This is a genomic window from Planosporangium thailandense (genome assembly GCF_011947195.1).
Taxonomy (GTDB): Bacteria; Actinomycetota; Actinomycetes; order Mycobacteriales; family Micromonosporaceae; genus Planosporangium; species Planosporangium thailandense.
Map to the genome: position 1 here is coordinate 1 of NZ_JAATVY010000039.1, position 22,092 is coordinate 22,092.

Here is a 22,092-nt window from a genome sequence, read left to right on the forward strand (position 1 = left end):
GTCCCGCCCGCGACCGCCCGGGCCGCCGGTCAGGTGGTCCTACTGACCAGGCTGGCCAGGGCGGCCGGCACGGCGTCGGCCAGCCGGCGCAGATCGGGCAGGGTCTGCCGGTCGGCGTGCAGGCCGACGTGGACGCGCCCCTGGTAGGCCGACAGGGCGATGCCGAGAGCCTGTCCGCTGGCCAGCGGCGCGATCGGGTACACCTCCTGCAGCTGCGCTCCGGCGAGGGTCAGGCCCCGTGCGGGGATGGGCACGTTGGTGATCATTGTGTCGAACAGCAGCGGCGCGCCGTGGCGTACCAGAGGCCCGGCCACCCGGTGAACCGCCGCCGGGACCCGGTCGGCGAGCACGGGGATCGCGCCCGGGCCGCGCGTGAACCCGGCGGCCTTGTGGCGGTCCATGGCGGAGCGGACCTGGCGCAGCCGGTCGAGCGGGTCCTCCTCCTGGATGGGCAGGTCACACAGGTACCCGGAGAGCAGGTTGCCCCGGCGCGGGCCGTTGGCGCCGCTGCGCCGGCTGACCGGGATGAACGCCCGTACGTTGAGGCTCTCGGCGCGGTGGCCCTGCTCGGCCAGCCAGTCCCGGATCGCCCCGGTGACCACGGCGAGCAGCACGTCGTTGTCGGTGCCGCCGTGGCGTTTGCGTACCTGCCGCACCGCGCCGACGTCCAGTTTCAGCAGGGCCAGCCGGCGGTTCGCCGCGGACCCGCGCGAGGCGGCCGTACCTGCGGTGGGCAGCGCCGGCGTGCCGGCCAGTGCCGCCGGCCCGCCGTTGAGCGGGGCGGTCAGGCTCGACGGGTCGGTCGGGATCGGTGCCGTGCTCAGGCTCGGTGGCGCGGTGAGCGCCGGTGACAGGAGCGCGCCGAGCCGGGCACAGGCCACTATGGACGATGCGATGCCGACGGTGCTCACCGCCTGCGTGATCGCGCCTGGGATCCCCACGGCGCTGCGGGCCAGCCCGGCCAGCAGCCGGTCCGGGCGGACGGCGGCCCCGGCTGCCGCCCGGGCCGTCGCGACCACCGACGACAGGCGGCCGGCCGGAGCGTGGTCCGCCGCGGCGGGTACGGCCGGCGCGACCGGCAGCCGGTCGCTGTACCCGTCCAGCAGGCCGACGCTCAACTCCACCGCCCTCAGCCCGTCGGCCATCGCATGGTGGAGCTTCACCAGTACCGCGAACCGGCCGGCGCCCAGTCCGGTCACCAGGTGCAGTTGCCACAGGGGCCGGTTGAGGTCGAGCGGTTCGGCCATCAGCTCCTCGGTGAGCCTGGCCAGCGCCGCCGACCCGCCCCGGTCGAGCTTGTGCAGGTGGAGGTGGCGGCTGAGGTCGAAGGCCGGGTCCTCCGCCCAGACCGGGGCGCCAAACGGCAGCAGCATCGGGCGTACCCGCTGCCGCAGGTGCGGCAGCCGGGTAATGCGCTCGCCGAGGACGGCGAGCAGGCGCGCCGACTGGACGCGTCGTGGCGACTGGAACACCGCGAGGGCTCCGAGATGCAGCGGGGCTTGCGGGGACTCCAGGCACAGGAAGGCGGTGTCGAGAGCGCTCAGTCGTTCACGATCCATCGGTGGCCTGTCTCATCGTGCGTCGCCCTTCATGGATTCCCGCTGCTTGCCCGCAGCCGGCGCGCCGGACCACCCAACCGAACCGTAGTCATATGACTACGCCGAGTCGATCGGGTGCATCCGACGTTACGATCCCGGTCCGGTCTGGTCGAGGCCGGTTTCGAGGCGTACCGGGATCGCCCCTGCGCCGTGCAGCGGCACGATCTCCCCTTTGGGCACAGATAAACCTGTATGTAGGAACGTCGAAGGCGTTAATGCCGGCGGTCCTCGGCCGGTCGGGTGGTGACGACGCGCTCTTGTTAGGCTAGCCTTGCCTAACGCTCAAGGGAGGCATCAATGTCCGCAGCCGGAATCGCGCTTCTGGGCGCTGTCGCCGGGTTCACCATCTTCCTCGGTCTGCCCGTCGGCCGGTTGCGCGCCGACGCGCCGCGGCTGCGGGCGCTGCTGAACGCGGCAGCCATCGGCATCCTGCTGTTCCTGCTGTGGGACGTGTTGACGCACGCCTGGGAACCGATCGACGACGCTCTCGCCAAGGGTGCGTACGCCCCGGCCGTCCGGAACGGCCTGGTGCTCGCGCTCGGATTGACCGCCGGCCTCGCCGGACTGGTGTACTTCGACCGCTGGATCGGTCGGCGCCGGAGCCGCATGGTCGCCGCCACCGCCGTGAGCGCGGCGGCACCGGTGCCGGCGACCGTTCCCGGCGCGCCGGCGACCGCCGGGGCCGCGGGGCCGGCGGAGACCGGTACGGGCTGGCGCAGCACCGGCGGTCAGCTCGCGCTGCTGATCGCGGTCGGCATCGGGCTGCACAACTTCGCCGAGGGGCTGGCCATCGGCAACTCGGCGGCCAAAGGGGAGATCGCGCTCGCGGTGCTGCTGATCGTCGGGTTCGGTCTGCACAACGGCACCGAGGGGTTCGGCATCGTCGCCCCGATGGCCGCGAGCGGGACCCGCCCGTCGTGGGGGTACCTCGGCGTGCTCGGCCTGATCGGCGGCGCGCCGACGTTCCTCGGCACCCTCGTCGGGCAGCGCTTCACGAGCGAGCCGGTCAGCGTCGCGTTCCTGGCGCTGGCGGCCGGATCGATCCTGTACGTGGTGATCGAACTGCTCGCCGTGGCCCGGCGGATGGCCGCCAAGGAGATCACGACGTGGGGCATCCTGGCCGGGCTGGCGGTCGGGTTCATCACCGACGCCATCGTCACCGCCGCCGGGGCGTGACCGCTCGCCGGGGCGTGACCCGCCCGCCGACGGTCAGGAGGTGGCCGGCGCCGGTTCCGGCTGCGGCTCGGCCTGCTGTCCGCGTGCCCGAGCCGCCGGCAGCCGCAGCATGCCCTGCGAGACCGCGACGCCGGTGAGGACCACGAGCGCGCCGACCGGCTGGTGCCAACTGATGTGCTCGCCCAGACCGGCCAGGCCGATGAGGGTGGAGACGATCGGCATCAGGTAGGTGACCGAGGCTGAGGTGCTCGCTCCGGCGAAGCGGATGACCCGGAAGTTGAGCACGAACGCCAGGCCGGTGCCGAGTACCCCGAGCGCCAGCACGCTCGCGACCACGGGTGCGGACAGCGAGGTCGGCGCGGGCGGCGCGCCGGCCACCAGCGGCGCCACGATCAGCAGGGCGAGGGCGGCCATGATGAGCTGCCCGGCGGGTACGGCCAGCCCGGAGCCGGACAGCCCGCCGAGGAAGCGCCGCTGGTACGGGATCGCGATGCCGTAGCAGGCCGCGGCACCCAGGCACATGAGCTGGCCGGTGAGCTGTACGCCGCCGATGCCGTGCCAGACGCCGAGGACGACCAGGACGCCGGCGAAGCCGACGAGGATGCCGGTGAGCCGCCGGGCCGTCATGCGCTCGGTGCGGAAGACCAGGGTCGCCACCGGAAGGGCCACCAGCGGTGTGGTGGCGTTCCAGATGCCGGCCAGCACGGACGAGACCCGCTGCTCGGCGTATCCGAACAGGGTGAACGGCATCGCCACGCCGAGGATGCCGATGACCGCCAGGTGGCCCCAGACGCGCGGGTCGCGGGGTAGCCGTACGCGGGTGATGAGCACGGTCGCGAGTACGGCGAGCGCGCCGGCGAGGACCCGGCCGAGGGTGACGTAGAGCGGGTGCAGCTCCCGGATGCCCACCTTGATGAACAGGAAGCTGGAGCCCCAGATCATGGCGAGAACGAGGTAGCCGGGCAGCCAGGCACGCAGCCCGGCCCTGTCAGGACTGGTAGCCGTGTTCACCCGTGACACGATGCCGGACCGGTGTGGCGTTGTCGCGCGACTTTCGGACGCTTTGGTGCCACTTCCCGTCAATCCTGCCGGCCGGCGGCCGTCACACTCCGTGGATGCTCCCGACAACCGTGACGGCGCGCCCGATACGGTGCGAACCGCCAGACACGCCGCAGAGGAGGAGCTTCGGTGCTGAAGTTGCAGATCATCATCACGAGTACCCGTCCCGGCCGGGTGGGCCTGCCGGTCGGCCAGTGGTTCGCCGAGCGGGCCCAGTCGCACGGCGGCTTCAAGGTCGAGGTGGTCGACCTGGCCGAGATCAACCTGCCGTTCCTGGACGAGCCCAACCACCCGCGGCTGCGGCAGTACACCCACCAGCACACCAAGGACTGGAGCGCGACCATCGACTCCGGTGACGCGTACGTGTTCGTGATGCCCGAGTACAACTACGGCATGAACGCCCCGATGAAGAACGCGATCGACTACCTCCACCAGGAGTGGCAGCACAAGCCGGTCGGCTTCGTCAGCTACGGCGGCGTCTCGGCGGGTACCCGGGCGGTGCAGATGGCCAAGCAGGTGGTGACCACGCTGAAGATGGTGCCGCTGCCCGAAGCGGTGTCGATCCCGTTCGTCGCGCAGTTCCTCGACGACGAGGGCCGGATCCAGCCCAACGACGTGATGAACACGTCGGCCGACGCGCTGCTCGCCGAACTGCTGCGGTACGCCGAGGCGCTGGCCCCGCTGCGGGCTTAGGCACCGGCGAGCGCGGATTCTTCCGTGGCGGGCGCCGTTTCGTCCGTCGCCGTTTCGTCCGGAGCCGCTTCGGCCGGCGCTGCTTCGTCCGGAGCCGCTTCGGCCGGCGCCGCGGGCATCGTCCGCAGCGGGCGTACCGCCGACAGCAGGACCGCGAGGGTGCCGAACGGGATCGCCGCACCCGCCACGGCCACCGTGGCGTGCAGCCCGATGCCGGCCGCGAGCAGACCGCCCGCCCCCGCGCCGAGCGGCATGGTGCCCCAGATCAGGAACCGGTTGGTGGCGTTCATCCGCGCCAGCATCGGCGCCGGCGTCGTCGTCTGACGCAGGCTCACCGCGTCGACGTTCCAGATGCCCTGCCCGGCCGCGGCGACCAGGAAGCCGCCGATGAGCCACGGCAGCGGATGGGTACGCGGGGCGAGGGCGGCCCCGAAGTAGGCGCCGTGCAGGAGCACGCCCAGCGCGATGGTCAGGCCGAGGCCGATGCGCCGGTTGAGCCACGGGGTGAGGAGCGAACCGCCCAGGTAGCCGAGGTTGGCCACGCCGAGCACCACGCCCACGGCGGCCGCCGGCAGGTGCAGGTGCCGCACGGCGTACGTGATGAACACCGCGAGCAGCGCCTGGGTCCAGAAGTTCATCCACGCGGCGGCCATCGCCAGCGGCCGGATGTAACGGTGGGTGAGGCAGAAGCGGATGCCGGCGCGGATCTGCGCCACCAGCGGTTCCCGCGCCCCGGCGGGGGCCGCTGGTGGCAGCGCCGGCAGTCCGTGCAGGAGCAGTGCGGACAGCAGGTAGCTGACCGCGTCGACCACGAGCGCGACCGGCGCGGTGATCGCTTGTACGAGGGCGCCGCCGAGGGCCGGCCCGCCGGTCTCGGCGATCGCCCGGGTGGCTTCCAACCTGACGTTCGCGGCGGCGATCCGGCCGGGCCGGACCAGCGCCGGCAGCACGGACAGCGAGGCAACGTCAAACGGCACGCTGAGCGCCCCGATCCCGGCGGCCACCACGTACAGGTGGGGCAGGGTCAGCACGCCCGCCGCGAACGCCAGTGGGACGCTGATCAGCAGGGCCGCGCGGATCAGGTCGGCGGAGACCATGAGGCGCCGTGGCCGGCACCGGTCGACGATCGCCCCGGCCGGCAGCCCCAACAGGAGAAAGGGCGCGGTGCCGGTCGCGGCGAGCGCCGCCACCTGCCCGGCCGAGGCGTGCAGCGCGGCGAGCGCCGTCAGCGGCAGGGCGAGCGTCGTCACCTGGGTGCCGATGAGGCTGACGCCGACCGAGCCCCACAGTCGGCGAAGGGTACGGCGCTCCGTCGAATCCGGCGTTTCCATCGCTCCTCCTCGTGGCCGGGCTGTGCGGCGGGGTTCGCCGATGGGCGGGCGCGCGGCCAATGACACCATAGATCAACAAAATTTATGGTGTCAATTTAAACTTGTACGGTGTCAATATGGCGTGGGATGATCGCAACCATGGCACGACCGACCACCACGCGATCGGGCGCCGCTCAACCGGGCAGCGCTCAACCGGGAAGCGCTCAGCCGGGCAGCGCTCAGCCGGGCGGCTGGAGCCCGCCGCCGCTGGCCCAGGACCGCCCCGCGTACCAGGCGCTCGCCGACGCGATCGCGGCCGACGTCGCCCACGGCCGGCTCAAGCCGGGAGATCGGCTGCCCACGCACCGGGCGCTCGCTCGTACGCTGGGGGTGACGGTCGGCACGGTGGCCCGCGGTTACGCCGAGGCCGAGCGCCGGGGACTACTCGGCGGTGAGGTGGGCCGGGGCACCTTCATCCGGGGCGGGTTCGGCGTGAGCCCGGCGGCGGGCGCGGACCTGGTCGACCTGGCGAGCCTGCATCCTCCAGCGCGGCGAATTGACTCCATTGCGCTGCTGGCGGAGACGCTCAATTCCATCGCGACCGACCGGTCGGCCCTGCGGACCATCGTCGACACCGACCACGGCGACGACGCGCCAGCGCACCGGCGCGCGGCCGCTGCCTGGCTGACCCATCGCGGCTTCCGCCCCGATGCCGGCCAGATCACGCTCACGGCGGGCGCACAGCACGCGATCACCGCGGCCCTGAGCGCGCTCGTCGAGCCCGGCACGGTCATCGCCACCACCGCGCTGACCAATCCCGGCCTCCTCGCCGGCGCCCGCCAACTGCGCCTGCCCGTCGTGGCGGTGGCGTCCGACGACGACGGAATGGTGCCGGCGGCCCTTGCCGAGGCCTGCCGGGACAACGCGGTCTCCGTCGTGCACCTGCAGCCCACGCTGGACAACCCGACCGGCCGGGTCATGCCGGCCGAGCGCCGCGCGGCGCTCGCCCAGGAGTGCGCCCGCGCCGGTGTGTGGGTGCTCGAGGACGATCCGCTCGGGGTACTGGTGGCCGACCGTCCCGACCCGGTCGCCGCGCTGCTGCCCGAGCGCACCTGCCACGTGGCGAGCGCGGCGAAGGTCCTCAGCCTGGGTCTGCGCGTCGGCGTGCTCACCACGCCGCCGGCCGCCCGCGCCCGGGTGGTCGGCGCGGTCCGCGCGACCGCCTGGCTCGCCGCGCCCCTGCTCGGTGAGGTGTTCGCGCGATGGGTCGGCGACGGGACGGCGGACCGGTTGGTGGCCGCCCGGATCGCCGCCGCCACGGCGCGCCGGGCGCTGGCCGGGGACCTGCTCGCCCCGTACCCGATCGCAGCCGCGCCGCAGGCGGCGCACCTGTGGCTTCCGCTGCCCGAACCGTGGACGGCCGGACTGCTCGTCGCCGCCGCCCGGCAGGCCGGGGTACTGGTGTCGCCGGGTGACGACTACGCGGCGACCCGGGCCGTGCCGGCCCACGGCGTCCGCCTCGGGCTCAACGCCGAGGTGGACGACGACCGGCTGCGCGAGGCGCTGCTGACCCTGGTCGCGCTCCTGGCCGCCGGCCCGGTGCCCGGTGGCCTGAGCTGATCGCGCCGGGCACCGGGCCGGTGCCGCGCGCTTCATCACGGTACGCGTGTCAGCCGGGTGACTCGGTCGGCTTGCGACCTGTCACCCGTACGGAGATCAACAACGCTGCGAGGCAGCCCACCAGCCACAGGCCTTCGACGAGGAACGGTCCGCGGCGCTGGGTGTGCGCGAAGTACACCGTCTGGTGGATCAGGCGCACCGCCGCGCCGGACGGCGTGAGGCGGCCGACGAGAGCGTAGAGCTGGGGTAGCAGCGGCGCGGCGACCGCGCCGCCCGACGACGGGTTTCCGAATGCGATGAACAGCAGCCAGGTGGGGATGATCGCCCAGCGGTGGAACAGGACGAGCATCGTGGAGTTGAACAGCGCCGCCACCGCGATCTGGACGGCCAGTACCCCCCACAGCTCGCCGAACGCGCCGCGCAGCGCGTGCAGGATGGGGTCGACGACCACGGTGAACGCGAGACCGCCGAGGACGGCGAGGATCCCGATGAAGGACAACCAGTCGCGCAGCGACAGCCCCGCCGCGTTCGCCCGCAACTGGAACATCACGACGAACCCGAGGACCGTGGCCGCGATCGTCACGTAGAAGCTGACCAGGCCCTGCGGATCGGTGGGCGGCAGCGGGTGGACGTCCACGACGCGCACCGGCTGAGCTCTCCCCGGTGCCAGCTGTTCGCCCACCTGTTCGGCCGCCCGCTCGAGTACCAGCGCCACGGACGCGCCCGACGCGCTCGAGACGAGCAGCAGCGCGCGATCGGGGCTCAGCACGAGCGCGGCGAAGAGCTCTTGCCGGTCGATCGCGGCCCTGGCCGCCCGAGCCGACGGGTACGGGTGGAGTACCAGGGCCCTGCGGGTCGCCTGCTCCAGCGCCGCCACCAGAACGGGGTGCTGGGCCGGGTCGCCGACCACGCCCGTCGGTATGCGCCTCGGCGCCGGCCGGCCGAGCGCGAGGCTGTACGACGCCACGAACAGCGACGCCATGATGATGCCGATCAGGATGACGACAAGCCCGGCGCGGTACTCCCGCCGCGCGGTCCTGTCGTTCACGCGGAACGCATGCCCGGGTCGAACCTGAACATGCCGGGAAAGAAAGCCCTATGGTCACAAATGGGGGAGATCCCACTGCGCCCTGCAACTGAGCGCAAACCGAACGGCACCGGCCGGTAACCCCGACTCATCGAGACTGATCGGGTGACCAGTAAGGGCGACCGGCTGCTGCGGGCGTGGCTCGCGGGCGGACTGCTGGCCGTCGTCGTCTACTGCCTTCTGCCGGCCCGCCCCTGGTACGGCGTACTGATCTACGAACCCCTGGGGTTCGTGTCGCTGATCATGATCCTGGTGGGGGTTCGCCGGCACCGTCCGGCCCGGCGGCGCATCTGGTACTGCATCGCGGCCGGCCAGGCCCTCTGGGTGCTCGGCGACGTCACCTTCGACTTCTACGACTACGTCCTGCACCGCTCGCCGTTCCCCTCGCTCGCGGACGTCTTCTACCTGGCCGGATACCCGGTGCTCATGGCGGGGCTGTTCATCCTCGTCCGCGGCCGCACCGCCGGTCGCGACCGGGCCGGTCTGATCGACGCCGCCGTCATCGCCACCGGGCTGGGTCTGGTGTGCTGGGCCTTCTTCATGCGGCCGATCGTCCAGGACGACTCGCTGTCGCCGGTGACGGCCGTGATCTCACTCGCGTACCCGGTCATGGACGTGGTCATGATCGCGATGATCGCCCGGTTGTTCACCGGCCCGGGCGCCCGCACCCCGAGCTACCGGTTCCTGATGGCCGGGGCGGTGCTGCTGACCGGCTCCGACATCTTCTTCTCCGCGCTCAACGCGTTCTTCACCTACGACGGCGGCGCGACGGACGCTGGCTTCCTGCTGTCCTACCTGTTGTGGGGAGCCGCCGCCCTCCACCCCTCCATGCGCTCGCTGTCGGAGCCGGCCACCGACCACGTCGCACGGCTGAGCCGGGTTCGCCTCGCGCTACTGGCCGCCGCTTCGCTGCTCGCCCCGTGCCTGCTGCTCATCCAGGGGCTGCACGACCCGCGCCACGTCGACTGGGTCGCCAGCGGCGTCGGTGCCGTCGTCCTGTTCCTGCTCGTCCTGGTCCGCATGTCCGGCCTCGTGACGCTGGTACAGGAGCAGGCCACCCAGGACGAGCTGACCCGGCTGGGCAACCGCCGGCTCCTGCACCGGGAGGTTGAACGGGCGCTGGCCGAGCTGGCGCCCGACCAGGTGCAGTTGGCGCTCATCGACCTCGACGACTTCAAGACGGTCAACGACCGGCTCGGCTACCACGTCGGCGACCAGTTGCTCACCGCCGTGGCGGGCCGGCTCACCGAAGCGACCGCGCCCGGCACGGTACTCGTGCGGCTCGGCGGTGACGAGTTCGCGGTACTCCTCGCGCCCGCGACGCAGCCGGAGGCCGACGCCGTGGTGCGGGAGGTCGCCGAGGCGCTGCGGCAGCCGATGTGCGCCGACGGCCACGATCTGTTGATCCGCGCCAGCATCGGGGTGGCCGACGCCGCCGACACCCAGGAGCCGCGGGAACTGCTGCGCCGCGCTGATGTGGCCATGTACGCGGCGAAGGACAACGGCAAGCAGCGGGTGGCGCGCTACCACCTCGAGATGGACCTGCACTCCGTCGAGGAGGTCCGGCTCGGCGCGCAGCTGCGGCACGCCATCGACGCCAGCGAGATGCACCTGGTCTACCAGCCCATCGTCGAGCTTCCCGACGGGCGCATGGTCGGGGTCGAGGCGCTGGTCCGGTGGCAGCACCCGCAGCACGGGCTGGTGTCGCCGGGCCTGTTCATACCGGTCGCCGAACGCAACGGCCTCATCGTGACGCTCGGCGAATGGATTCTGCGCGAGGCGTGCCAGCAGGCCGCGCGGTGGCAGAACGGGCCCGGGTCGCAGCACCTGCGCCGCATCTCGGTGAACGTGTCCGCGCGGCAGCTGCGTGAACCGGACTTCGCGGCCACGGTCGCCGGGATTCTCCGCGCGACCGGGCTGGAGCCCGAACGGCTGGTGGTGGAGGTGACCGAGACCGCCGTCTTCGACGGCGGTGCGGCGCTGGAATCGGTGTGGGCGCTGCACCGGCTCGGTGTGACCATCGCGCTGGACGACTTCGGTACCGGGCACTCCTCGCTCGGGCTGCTGCGTACCTGCCCGGCGAACATCCTCAAGGTGGACAAGAGCTTCGTCGACGAGGTCGGTGGTGGCAGCGACCAGGACGTGATCGCCACCGCGTTGATCCAGATCGCCGGTGGGCTGCGACTGGACGCGATCGCCGAGGGCGTGGAGTCCGCCGGCCAGGCCGACCACCTGCACCGGATCGGGTACCGGTACGCGCAGGGGTTCCACTTCGCCCGTCCCGTACCGGCGGCCGAGATCACCGAACTGCTGCGCGCGGAGGCGGCCGGCAGCCTCGTGGTCCCCTAGCCGCCGGTTACGGCACCTCGGTGACGCTGGCGTCTGGCGCGTCGCCGTCCCACCGGACCTCGAGCGCCGACGTGTGCAGGATCATCGTGAACGTCACCCGGAGCGGGTCGCTGCCGGCGGGCGTGACCGTCATGACGTACCCCGGCCGGGGCGTGGCGGACAGCAGCGCGACCTCGTCCGGGCCGGCCTGGACCGTGGCGGTGCCGCCGGTCAGCCGGAAGGTCCGCACGTAGCGCCCGTCGCCGGTCGGCGTCCACCCGGCCGGCACGGGCACCGCCGGCGAAGCGGTCACGCTGGCCGACGGCGCCGGCTGCGGTGTCCGGGAGGGCGATCGGGAAACCGGTACGCCCGACCGCGGCGCGGCGCTGCGCGTGCCCGGCGGGCGGCTCTCCGATGAGGCCGGTACGGCAGGGGTCTGCGGCGCCGTCTGCAGCCCGCTGACCGGGAAGGCGACGAGGCGCTCCGGCACGGCGGCGTCCAGCAGCGGGCGTACGCCGAACCAGGACACCCCGATCCCGACGCCGGTCGCCGCGAACCAGATAGCGGCAGCTCTTGCTGTTTTGGCCCCGCTACGCATGGCCGCCATCTTCGCACCTCGATACGGTGCCTTGCATGCCAACGGTGCTTCTGGTCGAAGACGACAGCATGATCCGCACCGCCCTGGTCAAGGCGCTCACGAACGCGGGGCACGTGGTGAGCGCCGTCGGAACCGCGATGGACGCGCTGCGCGAGGTGGCCGTACGGCCGCCGGACGTGGTCGTGCTCGACCTCGGGCTGCCCGACGTCGACGGTGCGGCGGCGCTGCGGATGATGCGTGGTGACAGCGACGTGCCCATCATCGTGGCGACCGCGCGCACCGGGGAGAACAACATCATCCGGCTGCTGAACGCCGGCGCGGACGACTACCTCACCAAGCCGTTCTCCGCCGAGCACCTGCTGGCCAGGATCTCGGCGGTGCTGCGCCGGCGGGGCAGCTTCGTGACCGCCCCGCCGGCGATCGAGGTCGGGTCCCTGCGCATCGACCTCGCCCGCCGCGCGGCCACCCTCGACGGGCAGCCGCTCGACCTCAACCGCAAGGAGTTCGAGCTGCTGGCCTACCTCGCCGCCCGGCGCGACACCCTGGTCACCCGGCAGGAGCTGATCGAGGAGGTGTGGCGGCAGCCGTACCGGGGCTCCGAGCAGACGGTGGACGTCCACATCTCGTGGCTGCGCCGCAAGCTCGGTGAGTCGGCCGCGAACCCCCGGTTCCTGCGGGTCATGCGCGGCGTCGGGATCATGCTCGTGGAACCGCGAGTGGAACCGCGAGTGGAACCGCGATGAGGTGGGCGCTCACCCGGGTCGCGCTGGCCACCACATCCATGGTGGCGCTGGCGTTCCTCGTACCACTGTGGATGGTGGTCGGCCAGATCGCCCCGGAGCGCGCGCTCGCCGACGCCCGCCAGCAGGCGTCCGCCATGGTTGCGGTGCTCACGGTCACCGACGACCGGGCCGCGCTGGCGGAGGCGGCCGCGAGTACCGAGGCTGGCGGCGCGGGGCGGCTGGCGCTGCACCCGCCGGACGGGCCACCGGTGGGGACCGCCCACGTCAGCGCCGGCGAGGTGGGCGTGGTGGCGCGGGCCCGGCGGGCGGCGGTCCGCGACGTCGCCGGCGGCACCGCATACCTGCAGCCCGTCGCCGTACGCGGAGGCCGCATCGCCGTGATCGAGGTTTTCGTGCCGCAGTCCGTGCTGCGTCGTGGCGTGCACCGGGCCTGGTTCGCGCTCGCCGCCGTCGCGCTGGGCCTGGTGGCGGGGTCGGTCCTGGTCGCCGACCGGCTGGCCGCGCGGATCGTCGCCGCCACCCGGAACCTGGCGGCCGCCACCCGGAGCCTGGGCCGCGACGACCTCGCGGTCCGGGTCACCCCGGACGGGCCGCCGGAGCTGGCCGAGGTGGGGCGCTCCTTCAACGCCATGGCCGAGCGGATGGTCGGGCTGCTGCGCGCCGAGCGGGAGCTCGCGGCCGACCTGTCCCACCGGCTGCGTACGCCGCTGACCGCGCTGCGGCTGGAGCTGGAGACGTGCGGCGGGCAGCCGGACGTGCAGCGGCTGCGCCGCGCGGTGGGGCTGCTGTCCGACGAGGTCGACGGCATCATCCGGACCGCGTTGGAGCCGTTGTCACGGCGTACGACCGAGTGGTGCGACCTGACCGACGTGCTCGCCGACCGGTTGGCCTTCTGGTCGGTCCTCGCCGAGGACCACGGGCGGGCGTGGACCGTGCTCGGCGATCCGGCGCCGCTGTGGGTACCGGTACCGCGTGACGAGGCGGAGGCGGCCGTCGACGCGTTGCTCGGCAACGTCTTCCACCACACGCCGGAAGGCACGGCGTTCCGGGCGGGGGTGGTCGGCTCGACGCTGGTCGTGGAGGACGACGGTCCGGGTATCGACGATCCGGACCGGGCGGTGCGGCGGGGGGCCAGCTCGGGCGGGTCGACCGGGCTCGGGCTCGACATCGTGCGGCGGATGGCGTCGACGTGCGGCGGCACCGTCGTCGTCACCCGTGGCCAGCGGGGCGGTGCCCGGATCGAGGTGCGCCTTAAAACAACCTCCGACCGCCCCTAACAGCACCTTAAACGATCTTTCCGTCGACATCGGCGGGCGTAACTTCTTACCCGTGCAACTCGGGATCGTCGCAGCCCGTACGGGTGCCGACGCAGGCCTGTCCCTGTCAGGTCACCGGCGGATCGATCCGCCGCCGGTGACTCGGCTTGCGGTGCCGGGCCGGCTCGGGCCGGCTGACCGGGCTTCCGTGCGGCCGCGGCCCGCTCCAGCCGCGTACCGCACCTAGGCGACGAGTACCGGCTGCCCCGCCCGCTCTCCTCCTCCCCGGCGGGGCAGCCGGTCGACGCCGGCGACGAGACCGTGCTGGCCGGGGGGTCAGTGGGGGTCGTGAACCGCGTGGCGCGGCCCCCACTGCGTGCGGCCGCTGATTCAGGGCTGCCTTGGACTTCAGCGGTCGGCGACCGTCCGGTCCCGGCCGGAGCGCTTGGCGATGTAGAGGTTGTGGTCGGCCCGCCGCAGCAGCGCGGACTGGCTCGCGCCGGCGGTCGGCACGGTCGCCACGCCGATGCTCGCGGTCACCGGAAGGCTGCCCGTCATGGGCTGCCAGGGGTACGAGCGGATCGACTCGTGGAGCTCGTCGAGCCGGGCCTCGGCCGCCGCGGCGTCGAGGCCGGGCAGTACGAGCAGGAACTCCTCACCGCCGAGCCGCGCCGCGAACGCCCCCGTGGTGGCGGCCCCGGCGGAGCCGGACCGGTCGTCCAGGCCCGCCACCAGCAGTTCGCTGAAGGTTCGCAGGACCTGGTCACCCGCGTCGTGCGAGTACGTGTCGTTGATCCGTTTGAAGTGGTCGATGTCGACCAGGGCGATGGACAACGGCGCCCCGTTGTTCGCGGCCTTCCCCAGCAGGACCGGTAACTGGCTGTCGACGTACCGCCGGTTGAACAGGCCGGTCAGCGGGTCGCGCAGCGCGAGGTCCCGGTAGTGCCGGCTGGAGCGGCGCGCCTCGTCGGTCTCGAACACCGCCTGCAGGATGCGCGCCCGGGCGTCGCGTTCCGCGTTGTACACCGCGGTTGCCTCGGCGTGGAACACCTTGTACTGGGCGTAGGCGTCCTCGAAACAGCCGAGCGCCGCGTACAGTTCAGCTCGCTCGCCCCACGCCCGCATCCGGGTTCCCCGCAGGTCGGCGCGGTCGCAGATGCGCAGGCACTCGTCGAGCGTCGCGCGGGCCTGCTCGGTGGCGCCCCGCAGCCGCTGGATCTCGGCCAGGGTGAGCAGGCATTCGGCGTATCCGTCCACTTCGGTGGTCGCCAGCACGTCCGCCGCCTCGACCACGGCCCGCAGGGTCTGCTCCGCTTCGGCGTAGCGGCCCAGCCGCATCCGGGTGCGGGCGAGCGTGTCGAGGCTGAACGAGTCCAGGGCGATTCCGGTCGCTTGCGCCACCTCGGCCATCCGCTCGGCCGTCGCGAGGGCCCGGTGCGGCTCGCCGGCCTCGTGCTCCATGTACGCCAGGTTGTTGAGCACCACGAGCCGCAGCCGTACGTCACCGGCCGCCTCGGCGATCCGCTCGGCCTCGGCGTAGCGCTGCCGGGCCTGGTCGAACGAGGCGGTCTGGGCCAGGGCGCCGGCCAGGGTGGCGAGGTGGTACCCGCGGACCAGTACGGGTGCGGTGTCGTCGAGGTACTCGATGCCGCGTAGCGCGTGCTCCAGTGCCGCGGACGGGTCGCCCAGCTGCCGGTAGAACGTCGCAAGCTGCCGGTGGCTGCGCGCGCGCAGGTAACGGTGGTCGTGCTCGGTGGCCCACCGGTTCACCTCGCGGGCGATCCGCCCGCTCTCGGCGGTCTCGCCCCGGCGGCCCAGGACCGAGGCCTGTACGAGCCGGGCCCGGCGCTCGAGGTCGGGCAGTGCCGCCGCGCGCGCCTCGTGCTCCAGGCGTACAGCCAGGTCGAACGCGTCCTCGAGCGCTCGAGGCGCGAGCGTGTCGAGGGCGTCGAGGTGGGCGCGGAGTTCGGCGACGGTACGCATTGGCCGGTCGAGGGCGGCCAGGATGTCACCGGCGTGACCCGTCCCGTCAGCTGCGGACGGCAGGGGGCTGGACGTGCCGGCAGCCGATTCGCCGACCGGGGACGGCGTCCGCACGCTGAACTCGAGCACGACTCACCCTGACATCAGAGATAGTTGCGGCAACAGCTTTCTGCCAAATCTGTGACGCTCTGCACTCAGCGCAATTACTGGCTGTGGTCACATTGGTGGAAGAATCGGCCGAACGGTCGACACTGAATGTCACATCGGGTGCGTTTCGGGCAGCTGACCGTGCGAGGTGCCCCGTGGGCGTGCCGGCCGTCCCGCCGGGTTGCACCCGGCAGGCAACCCGCCCTGCACCGTGATGCAGCCGGCGCGACACAGCCTTTCAGTCAGGTGGCGGACCTTCAGGTGAGCGGCGGCGAGGGGGGATGGCGGTGACCGCGCAGGCGCCCGTACGCACGACCGACGTCGAGGAGCACGCGTTCGCCGACGTCCTCACGGGACTCCGCGAGCACGGACCCGCGACCGCCTTCGAGCTGGCCGCGCTGATCGCGACGATGGAGACGGTCCCGCAGGCCGAGGTGCGGCGGGTGGCCGCCACGGCGGTCGTCGTGGAGCGGCTCGCGGTGGGGCTCGGCCGCCCGGACCTGGAGATGCGCGCCCGACTGATCCGGGCCGACGCCCTACAGCGCGACGGCGACACCGTCGAATCCGGCCGGCTCAGCCAGCAGGTGCAGGTGTGGGCCGCCGATAACGGCGACGATCACCTGCTCGCCCGCAGTCACAACCTGCTGGGCAGCGGCTAGCGGCAGGTGGGCGACGCGGCTGACGCGCTGGCGCACGCGGTCCGGTCCGTGGCGCACGATGCTACGGTCCGTAACCGCTGGATCCGTCGACTGTCTGGTCACTGAGGGTAACTGGCTGCCGAGTGCCTGCTCACCCTCGCCGAGCCTGGCGGTTCAGCGTCGCACGTCCGCCGGCCCCGAGGTCAGCGGCAGCCCGGCGCGCCGCCAGGCCTCGACTCCACCGATCATGTCCGTCGCGCGCCACAGGCCGACCGCCCGCAGGCTGGCCGCGGCAAGGCTCGAGCTGTACCCCTGCCGGCAGACGACCACGATCTCCAGGTCGTAGTCCGTGGCCTCCGGGATGCGCGCGTCGCTGGCCGGGTCGAGCCGCCACTCGAGCACGGTCCGGTCGATCACGATCGCGCCGGGCAGCTCACCCTGCTCCCGCCGCTGGGTCTCGGTGCGGGTGTCGATGATCAACGCACCCCGCCGCCGCGCGGCTTCCGTCTCCTCCGGGGTCATCCGCCGGAGACCGGCGCGCGCCTTGGCCAGAACCTCGTCGATACCCATGTGGCCGAGCCCCTCCCACGTCCACGATCCGCTCCAACCGGGCATTACCCACTGGGCGGGCGTGAATCGTCCGCGTCGCGTCGCGGGATCGCCGGACGCGGCTCTACCGGCTGCTCAGGAAGCGTAGCCACAGGCCGGCGGCGAGCGCGGTCGCGGCGGCGATGGCTATGAGGTAGCAGGGGGTGGGAGTCGTCGGTACAGCGGCTTTGAGTGTGTCCAACATGGGATCAGCTCCGGAAGACGGGAGCGAATGGAGAACAACATCGATGGTATGAACCGCGGACCACCCATGGTCGGGTCGCGACCGATCTGCACCGCTACCGCACCGGGCTCACCACCGGTGCGCAGGTGCACGCGGGCTGACCGCTCTCCGCGCGGATCTTGGACACCTGGCGGTGCTATGGGCCCGCCAGGTGTCCAAGATCGCCGGGGAGGCGTCAGTCGAGATGATCCAACACGTCGTGTAGCGCCTCGACGTACGGGTAGATCAGCGTCATGAACGCGCCTGAACTCGCCGACCGCGAGGTCGTCTACCGCGGAAAGATGATCACCGTGCACCGGGACACCCTCCGGCGCGCGGACGGCGGCACCATGGTCCGCGAGGTCGTCGATCACCCCGACTCCGTGGCCGTGGTCGTGCTCGACGCGCAGGAGCGGGTGCTCCTCGTGCGCCAGTACCGCCATCCGGTCGGCGAACCGCTGTGGGAGCTGCCGGCCGGGCTGCTCGACGAGCCCGGCGAGCCGGCGCTGGACGCGGCCAGGCGGGAACTGGCGGAGGAGACGGGCCTGGCCGCACAGGGCTGGCGTACCTTGGTCGACCTGTACACCAGTCCGGGCATGACCGGCGAGCGGACGCGCGTGTTCCTGGCGACCGAGCCGGAACGCGCGACCGGCGAGCATGAGCGGGACGCCGACGAAGGTGACATCGAGACCGCGTGGGTCGCGCTGGACGACGCGGTACGCCGGGTGTGGGCAGGTCAGATCACCAACGGGCTGGCCGTCGCGGGGCTGCTCGCCACCGCGCTGGCCCGCACCGAGGGCTTCACCGACCTGCGCCCACCCGACGCCTGACGCGCTACGCCCGCTCGCCGTGCCACGGGCTGGCCGCCTGGGGCTCGCGGCACACGCAGATCCCCCGGCTGGCTACCAGGCCGGCCCGCGCGCGGGTGTACTCGTCCCTGGTCAGGGCCGGCAACGGCCGGCCGCAGGCGGAGCAGGTCCGCACCGACGCTCCGGCCGCGGGCGACGCCGGACGCCGGACGGGTGCCTCGTACATCATGGTCATTGTTTCCTCCAGGTGTGCGCACCCGCGGGGTCTCGGGCCCCCGCGGAGTGACGAGCTCCGCTGCGGAGCCCGCTGATGTCTGCGCATGGAGCGGTGCCGGTCAGCTCGCGGTCGGCTCGCCGTGCAGGACGTAGTGATCGTCAGCCCGGTACGGGTCGACGGGCATGCCGACGGACATCGGGCTCAGGCCGCTCGACGCTCGGTACATCTGCTCGGCGAGCTCATCGAATCGACTGAAGGGATCGAACCGCAGCACCACGGACAATCACCTCCTCGTAGACACACGTGGCGCTGAATGTCGCGCCGGCCGCCGACGACCCCGGGGGCCGTCTCACGGTCGGTGGTTCAGCTCCAGAATTAGCACTCACGGGAAGCGAGTGACAAGCCTCCGGCGCGGTCCGTCGAGTTCGGGTGCCAGGGTGCATACCCCTCAGTTGCCCAGAACGGTAAGACCGGTGCGGTCGGCGCCGCGGCTGCGCAGCTGCGTGCTGATCCGGTTGTAGGCGGCCTGGTAGACGGCGCGCTGTGCGGCCGGCACCGCCGGGTCCGCCAACACTTTCGGCAACTCCACGATGTGGATGGTCGGCGTGAGGTCCACCCACGTGGGCACCGCCTCGGCCTTGGTGACCTCCCAGTGTCCGGGGGCGGACTCGGTGAAGGTGAACCGTGGCATCACGCCCTCCCGGCTGGCGTCGATCGGGTCCTCATGGCGGGCCACCTCGTTGCCCATGCCGTACACCACCCACTTGCCGTTGACCTTCTCGAACGGCTGCACCACGTGGGCGTGGCAGCCCAGGATCAGGTCGATCTCCGGTGCCGCCGTCAACTGCTGGGCCCAGCGCACCTGGTCGGCGTCGGCGTTCACGTCGTACTCGGTGCCCCAGTGCATCGACGCGATCACGATCTGCGCGCCGGCGGCGCGGGCCCGCTTCGCCTCGGCGATGATCGCCGCCGGGTCGATCAGGTTGGCGATCCACTCCTTGCCGGCCGGGCGGCGCAGGCCGTTGAAGCCGAAGGTGTACGACAGGTCGGCCACCTTCACCCCGTGCACGTCGATGATGTCCGGCGTCTGCTGTGCGGTGGCGTCACGGTAGCTGCCGGCGTGGTGCAGCCCGGCCGTGTCCAGGGCGTCGAGGGTACGGTCGACCCCCTGCTCCCCGACGTCGAGGGTGTGGTTGGACGCGGTCGAGCAGTCGTCGAAGCCGGTCTCGGAGAGGGCGGCCGTGACCTGTGGCGGCACGCTGAACGAGGGATAGCCGGAGAACGGGCCGCCGGGCGGTCCCAGGGGCGTCTCCAGGTGACAGATCGCGAGGTCCGCGGCGGACACCTCCGGCTTGACGCCGGCGAACACGGGCCCGAAGTCGTACCCGGACCGCCCCTGCGCCTTCGCGTCCGCGGCGGCCTGCTCCCACAGTGGAGGGTGCAGCAGCACGTCGCCGGCGCCTATGACGGTCAGCGTGCGGGGCCCGGACGGGCTCGCGCCGGCCTGGGGTTTCCGCGGGGTGGACCAGACGGCCTGCGCGGCGCCCGGACGGCCGGCTGGTCGCAGCACGACCCAGGCGGCGACCAGTCCGAGTACGACGACGGCCGCCGCGGCGACCCAAACGGCGGTGCGGGTCCGGTTCACTGTCACGCCCGCACTGTGGACCAACCCGTCGACCGGGGCAACCCAAACACATGAACGGGTGGCGTGAACCGGATCGCTTTAAGGTACGTACCAGTCAATGACCAGGCATTCGCCTTCTTGTTAAGACTCCTTGTTAAGGCTGCGCCTAAGACCGTCTGATGCTTGTCTTAGAGACCGGCTTCGATCCCCCGGGCGGCGGTAGCGTACGGCCAACCTGATCTCAGTACGTGGAACCCCGGCGCCGGCACGGTGCCGCGACCAACGCACCGAGACCCACCGTCGCGCCGCCGCGTACCGCCGGCGGCGCACCTGCGAAGGGGTGCACAGTGCCTGGGCAGAGGCGAACCATGCCGTCACGTACCCGGCCTCGCGGACGACGCGGCCGCACCGGCGGCAAGATCTGGAAGGCCGCGCTGTTCGCCGGCCTGATCATGATGACCGTCGTCGGCGGCCGGATGGCGTTCGCGGCCGGCGAGGCGGCCGGCGCCACGTGCACCCTGACGGTGCCGCCGGACCCGCTGAGCGCGCCGGGCCTGGCCACCCCGTACGAGCTGAGCGGCCCCTGCCACGAGTCCGACCCGGACACCGCGGCGTTCGTGCAGGCCACGATCATCGACCCGGCCACCGGCAGCGTCTCCGTGTACGACCCGCTCGTCGTCGACCGCGGCAGGCGGCCGGCTCTCGAGCCGCCCGTGCCGGAGCTACCGGCCGGAGCCGTGGTCGGCCTGTGGTTCGGGTTCAACGGTGACAATCTCGTCCTGGGTGGAGCCAAGGACAGCCTGGCCGCCGGCCGGTGTGTCAACGGACTCAACGGGTCGACCTTCGGGCAGTTCGCGTACTGCAACGCGCCGGCGTTCTTCAGCGCCGCCTCCGCCGCCATCGCCGCGGGCAGGCTACGTATCCCGGCACCGGGCACCGACCGGGAGGGGCAGCCCTGCCTGACCGTGCGCGACTTCGGGCTCGTCGACATGGACCAGAGCGACAACGTCACCAGCACGTACCTGTTCCTGCCCGACGGCAGGACCGCGCAGAACACCTCGGCCAACCGGGCCGCTCTCGCCCAGCGAGGCGCCAAGATCGTCATCAACGGCAGCGACAACGCGCTGCTCGACGACTTCGTCGACCCGGCGCTCGGCTGCACCCCGTTCACGGCGCCGGACCTGGCCCAGCCGGGCCGGACGACCACCTCGCTGGCGCTCAACGAGCTGCAGGCGGCCGCGTTCCAAGCTGAGCCGGTGGCCCTCGTGCCACCGAACGACCCGATGGCCCTGGTCAACGGCGCACCCAGCATCCAGAAGGCCAACCTGTACCGGGCCGGTGTCGGCCAGCGCCCGGTGGACCCGGCGGCAGACACGCCGCTGGCGTACTGCCGGAACCTGGTCCAGGCCGGGGTGCCCCGCGTCCAGCGGGAACGCGAGTTCACGCTGCGCGGCAACTCCCCGAACTCGGCGGTGGCGACCAACCTGTTCACGTTCCTCGCACAGCGGCTGTCCGGCAGCTTCGAGGCGCTCGGCTGCGGCAAGCTGCTCCACGTGCCGAACCCGGTCACGGTGGTCACCGACAAGAACGGCACGGCGGTCGAAGCCCGGTTCGCGGCCGTGCTCCCGCCCGCCCCGACACCCTCGGTCACCGTCAACGCCTCGGCCACCGCGCAGCCGTCGGCCACCGCAAAGCCTTCGGCCACCGCGAACCCGAGCCCCAGCGCCTCGGCTCCGTCGGCCCGGCCGACCGGTTCGCCGTCCGCCTCGGCGAAGCCGACCGGTACGGGGTCGGGCTCGGCGCGGCCCACCCGTACCCGCTCAGCCACCCCACGGCCGGTGCACAGCAGTGCCACCGCGCCGGCCGCGACACACACGTCCCCGCCGGCCACACGCAGCAGCGCCGGCGGTCCGGTCGTGGTGCAGGGACACCAGCCACCGCCCGCCGCGCCGTCCGGACCGAACGGTGCGCCGGCCGACCCCGGGTTGGTCATGGCTCAGCAGCCGGCGCCCGGCCAGCAGGCGCCCGGCGCCCAGCCACCGGTCTCCGACCAGCAGGCGGCCGCCGGCCAGCAGGTGACCGACGGGCAGGCGGACGCGGGCGCGGTGGCGAACGGGGCCGTTCCGGCTGCGGACCAGCAGAACGTGGTCGGGCTCGCCGGTACGCCGACAGGTCCGCTGGCCGGGCTTCCCGCCGCGCCCGCCCCGGTCCGCCATACCTCGTCCGGCAGCAGCCAGCTACCCCTGACCGGCTCGGCGCTGGGTGCGGCGTTGGCGGTCGCGGGCGCGCTGCTGGCTGGCGGCATGGCGCTGCGCCACGTACGTGGCTGGCGCCGCCGGGAACAGGACGTCATCGTCACGGTTTGAGCCGGATACGGCGCTGCGGGGGTGGCGGG

Annotated in this window: 19 protein-coding genes; 9 read left to right on the forward strand and 10 right to left on the reverse strand. The window is 72.6% G+C overall.

The window, feature by feature from the left end; all coding sequences use genetic code 11:
* Positions 1–29: 29 nt before the first annotated feature.
* On the reverse strand, positions 30–1,559 hold the full coding sequence (locus tag HC031_RS29820; RefSeq protein WP_167928788.1) for a wax ester/triacylglycerol synthase domain-containing protein: 1,530 nt from the start codon (positions 1,557–1,559) through the stop codon (positions 30–32).
* Positions 1,560–1,895: 336 nt separating this feature from the next.
* Between HC031_RS29820 and HC031_RS29825 the strand changes: the two genes are divergently transcribed.
* The gene (locus HC031_RS29825; protein ID WP_167928789.1) at positions 1,896–2,774 is read left to right on the forward strand and encodes a ZIP family metal transporter; all 879 of its coding nucleotides are present in this window, start codon (positions 1,896–1,898) and stop codon (positions 2,772–2,774) included.
* Positions 2,775–2,807: 33 nt separating this feature from the next.
* On the opposite strand, the gene HC031_RS29830 is transcribed toward HC031_RS29825, so the two are convergent.
* On the reverse strand, positions 2,808–3,785 hold the full coding sequence (locus HC031_RS29830; protein WP_167928790.1) for an EamA family transporter: 978 nt from the start codon (positions 3,783–3,785) through the stop codon (positions 2,808–2,810).
* A 177-nt stretch (positions 3,786–3,962) separates the two neighbouring features.
* Between HC031_RS29830 and HC031_RS29835 the strand changes: the two genes are divergently transcribed.
* A complete protein-coding gene (locus tag HC031_RS29835) occupies positions 3,963–4,526 on the forward strand; it encodes an NAD(P)H-dependent oxidoreductase (protein ID WP_167928791.1) in 564 nt (187 codons plus the stop codon).
* Here the strand turns inward: HC031_RS29835 and HC031_RS29840 are convergent.
* Positions 4,523–5,857, reverse strand: a complete 1,335-nt coding sequence (locus tag HC031_RS29840; protein ID WP_167928792.1) for an MFS transporter — start codon at positions 5,855–5,857, stop codon at positions 4,523–4,525. The genes HC031_RS29835 and HC031_RS29840 overlap by 4 nt on opposite strands.
* Before the next feature lie 138 nt (positions 5,858–5,995).
* Between HC031_RS29840 and HC031_RS29845 the strand changes: the two genes are divergently transcribed.
* On the forward strand, positions 5,996–7,456 hold the full coding sequence (locus HC031_RS29845) for an aminotransferase-like domain-containing protein (protein ID WP_167928793.1): 1,461 nt from the start codon (positions 5,996–5,998) through the stop codon (positions 7,454–7,456).
* 49 nt (positions 7,457–7,505) lie between these two features.
* On the opposite strand, the gene HC031_RS29850 is transcribed toward HC031_RS29845, so the two are convergent.
* Complete coding sequence (locus HC031_RS29850) at positions 7,506–8,504, reverse strand: DUF3533 domain-containing protein (protein WP_167928794.1); 999 nt, start codon at positions 8,502–8,504, stop codon at positions 7,506–7,508.
* A 144-nt stretch (positions 8,505–8,648) separates the two neighbouring features.
* Between HC031_RS29850 and HC031_RS29855 the strand changes: the two genes are divergently transcribed.
* Positions 8,649–10,892 (forward strand): EAL domain-containing protein, encoded by a 2,244-nt coding sequence (locus HC031_RS29855; protein WP_167928795.1) that lies wholly within the window; start codon positions 8,649–8,651, stop codon positions 10,890–10,892.
* Positions 10,893–10,899: 7 nt separating this feature from the next.
* Here the strand turns inward: HC031_RS29855 and HC031_RS29860 are convergent, their stop codons facing one another.
* Entirely contained in the window at positions 10,900–11,478 is a 579-nt protein-coding gene (locus tag HC031_RS29860; protein ID WP_167928796.1) for a hypothetical protein, read from the reverse strand.
* 26 nt (positions 11,479–11,504) lie between these two features.
* Between HC031_RS29860 and HC031_RS29865 the strand changes: the two genes are divergently transcribed.
* Both HC031_RS29865 and HC031_RS29870 read left to right on the forward strand, forming a co-directional pair.
* A complete protein-coding gene (locus HC031_RS29865) occupies positions 11,505–12,212 on the forward strand; it encodes a response regulator transcription factor (protein WP_167928797.1) in 708 nt (235 codons plus the stop codon).
* The gene (locus HC031_RS29870) at positions 12,209–13,489 is read left to right on the forward strand and encodes a sensor histidine kinase (RefSeq protein WP_205863420.1); all 1,281 of its coding nucleotides are present in this window, start codon (positions 12,209–12,211) and stop codon (positions 13,487–13,489) included. Before HC031_RS29865 ends, HC031_RS29870 begins: the two co-directional genes overlap by 4 nt.
* Before the next feature lie 387 nt (positions 13,490–13,876).
* Here the strand turns inward: HC031_RS29870 and HC031_RS34620 are convergent, their stop codons facing one another.
* On the reverse strand, positions 13,877–15,580 hold the full coding sequence (locus HC031_RS34620) for a diguanylate cyclase (protein ID WP_167928798.1): 1,704 nt from the start codon (positions 15,578–15,580) through the stop codon (positions 13,877–13,879).
* A gap of 299 nt (positions 15,581–15,879) precedes the next feature.
* Between HC031_RS34620 and HC031_RS29880 the strand changes: the two genes are divergently transcribed.
* Positions 15,880–16,257 (forward strand): hypothetical protein, encoded by a 378-nt coding sequence (locus tag HC031_RS29880; protein ID WP_205863421.1) that lies wholly within the window; start codon positions 15,880–15,882, stop codon positions 16,255–16,257.
* A gap of 153 nt (positions 16,258–16,410) precedes the next feature.
* Here the strand turns inward: HC031_RS29880 and HC031_RS29885 are convergent, their stop codons facing one another.
* Positions 16,411–16,806 (reverse strand): rhodanese-like domain-containing protein, encoded by a 396-nt coding sequence (locus HC031_RS29885; RefSeq protein WP_167928800.1) that lies wholly within the window; start codon positions 16,804–16,806, stop codon positions 16,411–16,413.
* 495 nt (positions 16,807–17,301) lie between these two features.
* Here HC031_RS29885 and HC031_RS29890 point away from each other — a divergent pair, with 495 nt between their 5' ends.
* A complete protein-coding gene (locus tag HC031_RS29890; protein ID WP_167928801.1) occupies positions 17,302–17,877 on the forward strand; it encodes an NUDIX domain-containing protein in 576 nt (191 codons plus the stop codon).
* Between the two features lie 4 nt (positions 17,878–17,881).
* Here HC031_RS29890 and HC031_RS29895 read toward each other — a convergent pair whose 3' ends face one another.
* The 3 genes from HC031_RS29895 to HC031_RS29905 form a co-directional block, all read right to left on the reverse strand.
* Positions 17,882–18,091 (reverse strand): hypothetical protein, encoded by a 210-nt coding sequence (locus HC031_RS29895; RefSeq protein WP_167928787.1) that lies wholly within the window; start codon positions 18,089–18,091, stop codon positions 17,882–17,884.
* 100 nt (positions 18,092–18,191) lie between these two features.
* Entirely contained in the window at positions 18,192–18,350 is a 159-nt protein-coding gene (locus HC031_RS29900) for a hypothetical protein (protein ID WP_167928802.1), read from the reverse strand.
* 171 nt (positions 18,351–18,521) lie between these two features.
* Positions 18,522–19,724 (reverse strand): CapA family protein, encoded by a 1,203-nt coding sequence (locus tag HC031_RS29905; RefSeq protein ID WP_338090900.1) that lies wholly within the window; start codon positions 19,722–19,724, stop codon positions 18,522–18,524.
* A gap of 341 nt (positions 19,725–20,065) precedes the next feature.
* Between HC031_RS29905 and HC031_RS32710 the strand changes: the two genes are divergently transcribed.
* Entirely contained in the window at positions 20,066–22,063 is a 1,998-nt protein-coding gene (locus HC031_RS32710) for a hypothetical protein (RefSeq protein ID WP_205863423.1), read from the forward strand.
* Positions 22,064–22,092: the final 29 nt, after the last annotated feature.

Excerpts from the sequence above, each read along its gene's own strand:
- HC031_RS29895 (WP_167928787.1), bottom strand. The coding sequence starts at position 18,091 with ATGACCATGATGTACGAGGCACCCGTCCGGCGTCCGGCGTCGCCCGCG.
- HC031_RS29860 (WP_167928796.1), bottom strand. The coding sequence starts at position 11,478 with ATGGCGGCCATGCGTAGCGGGGCCAAAACAGCAAGAGCTGCCGCTATC.
- HC031_RS32710 (WP_205863423.1), top strand. The coding sequence starts at position 20,066 with ATGCCGTCACGTACCCGGCCTCGCGGACGACGCGGCCGCACCGGCGGC.
- HC031_RS29885 (WP_167928800.1), bottom strand. The coding sequence starts at position 16,806 with ATGGGTATCGACGAGGTTCTGGCCAAGGCGCGCGCCGGTCTCCGGCGG.
- HC031_RS29865 (WP_167928797.1), top strand. The coding sequence starts at position 11,505 with ATGCCAACGGTGCTTCTGGTCGAAGACGACAGCATGATCCGCACCGCC.
- HC031_RS29840 (WP_167928792.1), bottom strand. The coding sequence starts at position 5,857 with ATGGAAACGCCGGATTCGACGGAGCGCCGTACCCTTCGCCGACTGTGG.
- HC031_RS29890 (WP_167928801.1), top strand. The coding sequence starts at position 17,302 with ATGAACGCGCCTGAACTCGCCGACCGCGAGGTCGTCTACCGCGGAAAG.
- HC031_RS29880 (WP_205863421.1), top strand. The coding sequence starts at position 15,880 with ATGGCGGTGACCGCGCAGGCGCCCGTACGCACGACCGACGTCGAGGAG.
- HC031_RS29845 (WP_167928793.1), top strand. The coding sequence starts at position 5,996 with ATGGCACGACCGACCACCACGCGATCGGGCGCCGCTCAACCGGGCAGC.
- HC031_RS29825 (WP_167928789.1), top strand. The coding sequence starts at position 1,896 with ATGTCCGCAGCCGGAATCGCGCTTCTGGGCGCTGTCGCCGGGTTCACC.
- HC031_RS29820 (WP_167928788.1), bottom strand. The coding sequence starts at position 1,559 with ATGGATCGTGAACGACTGAGCGCTCTCGACACCGCCTTCCTGTGCCTG.
- HC031_RS29870 (WP_205863420.1), top strand. The coding sequence starts at position 12,209 with ATGAGGTGGGCGCTCACCCGGGTCGCGCTGGCCACCACATCCATGGTG.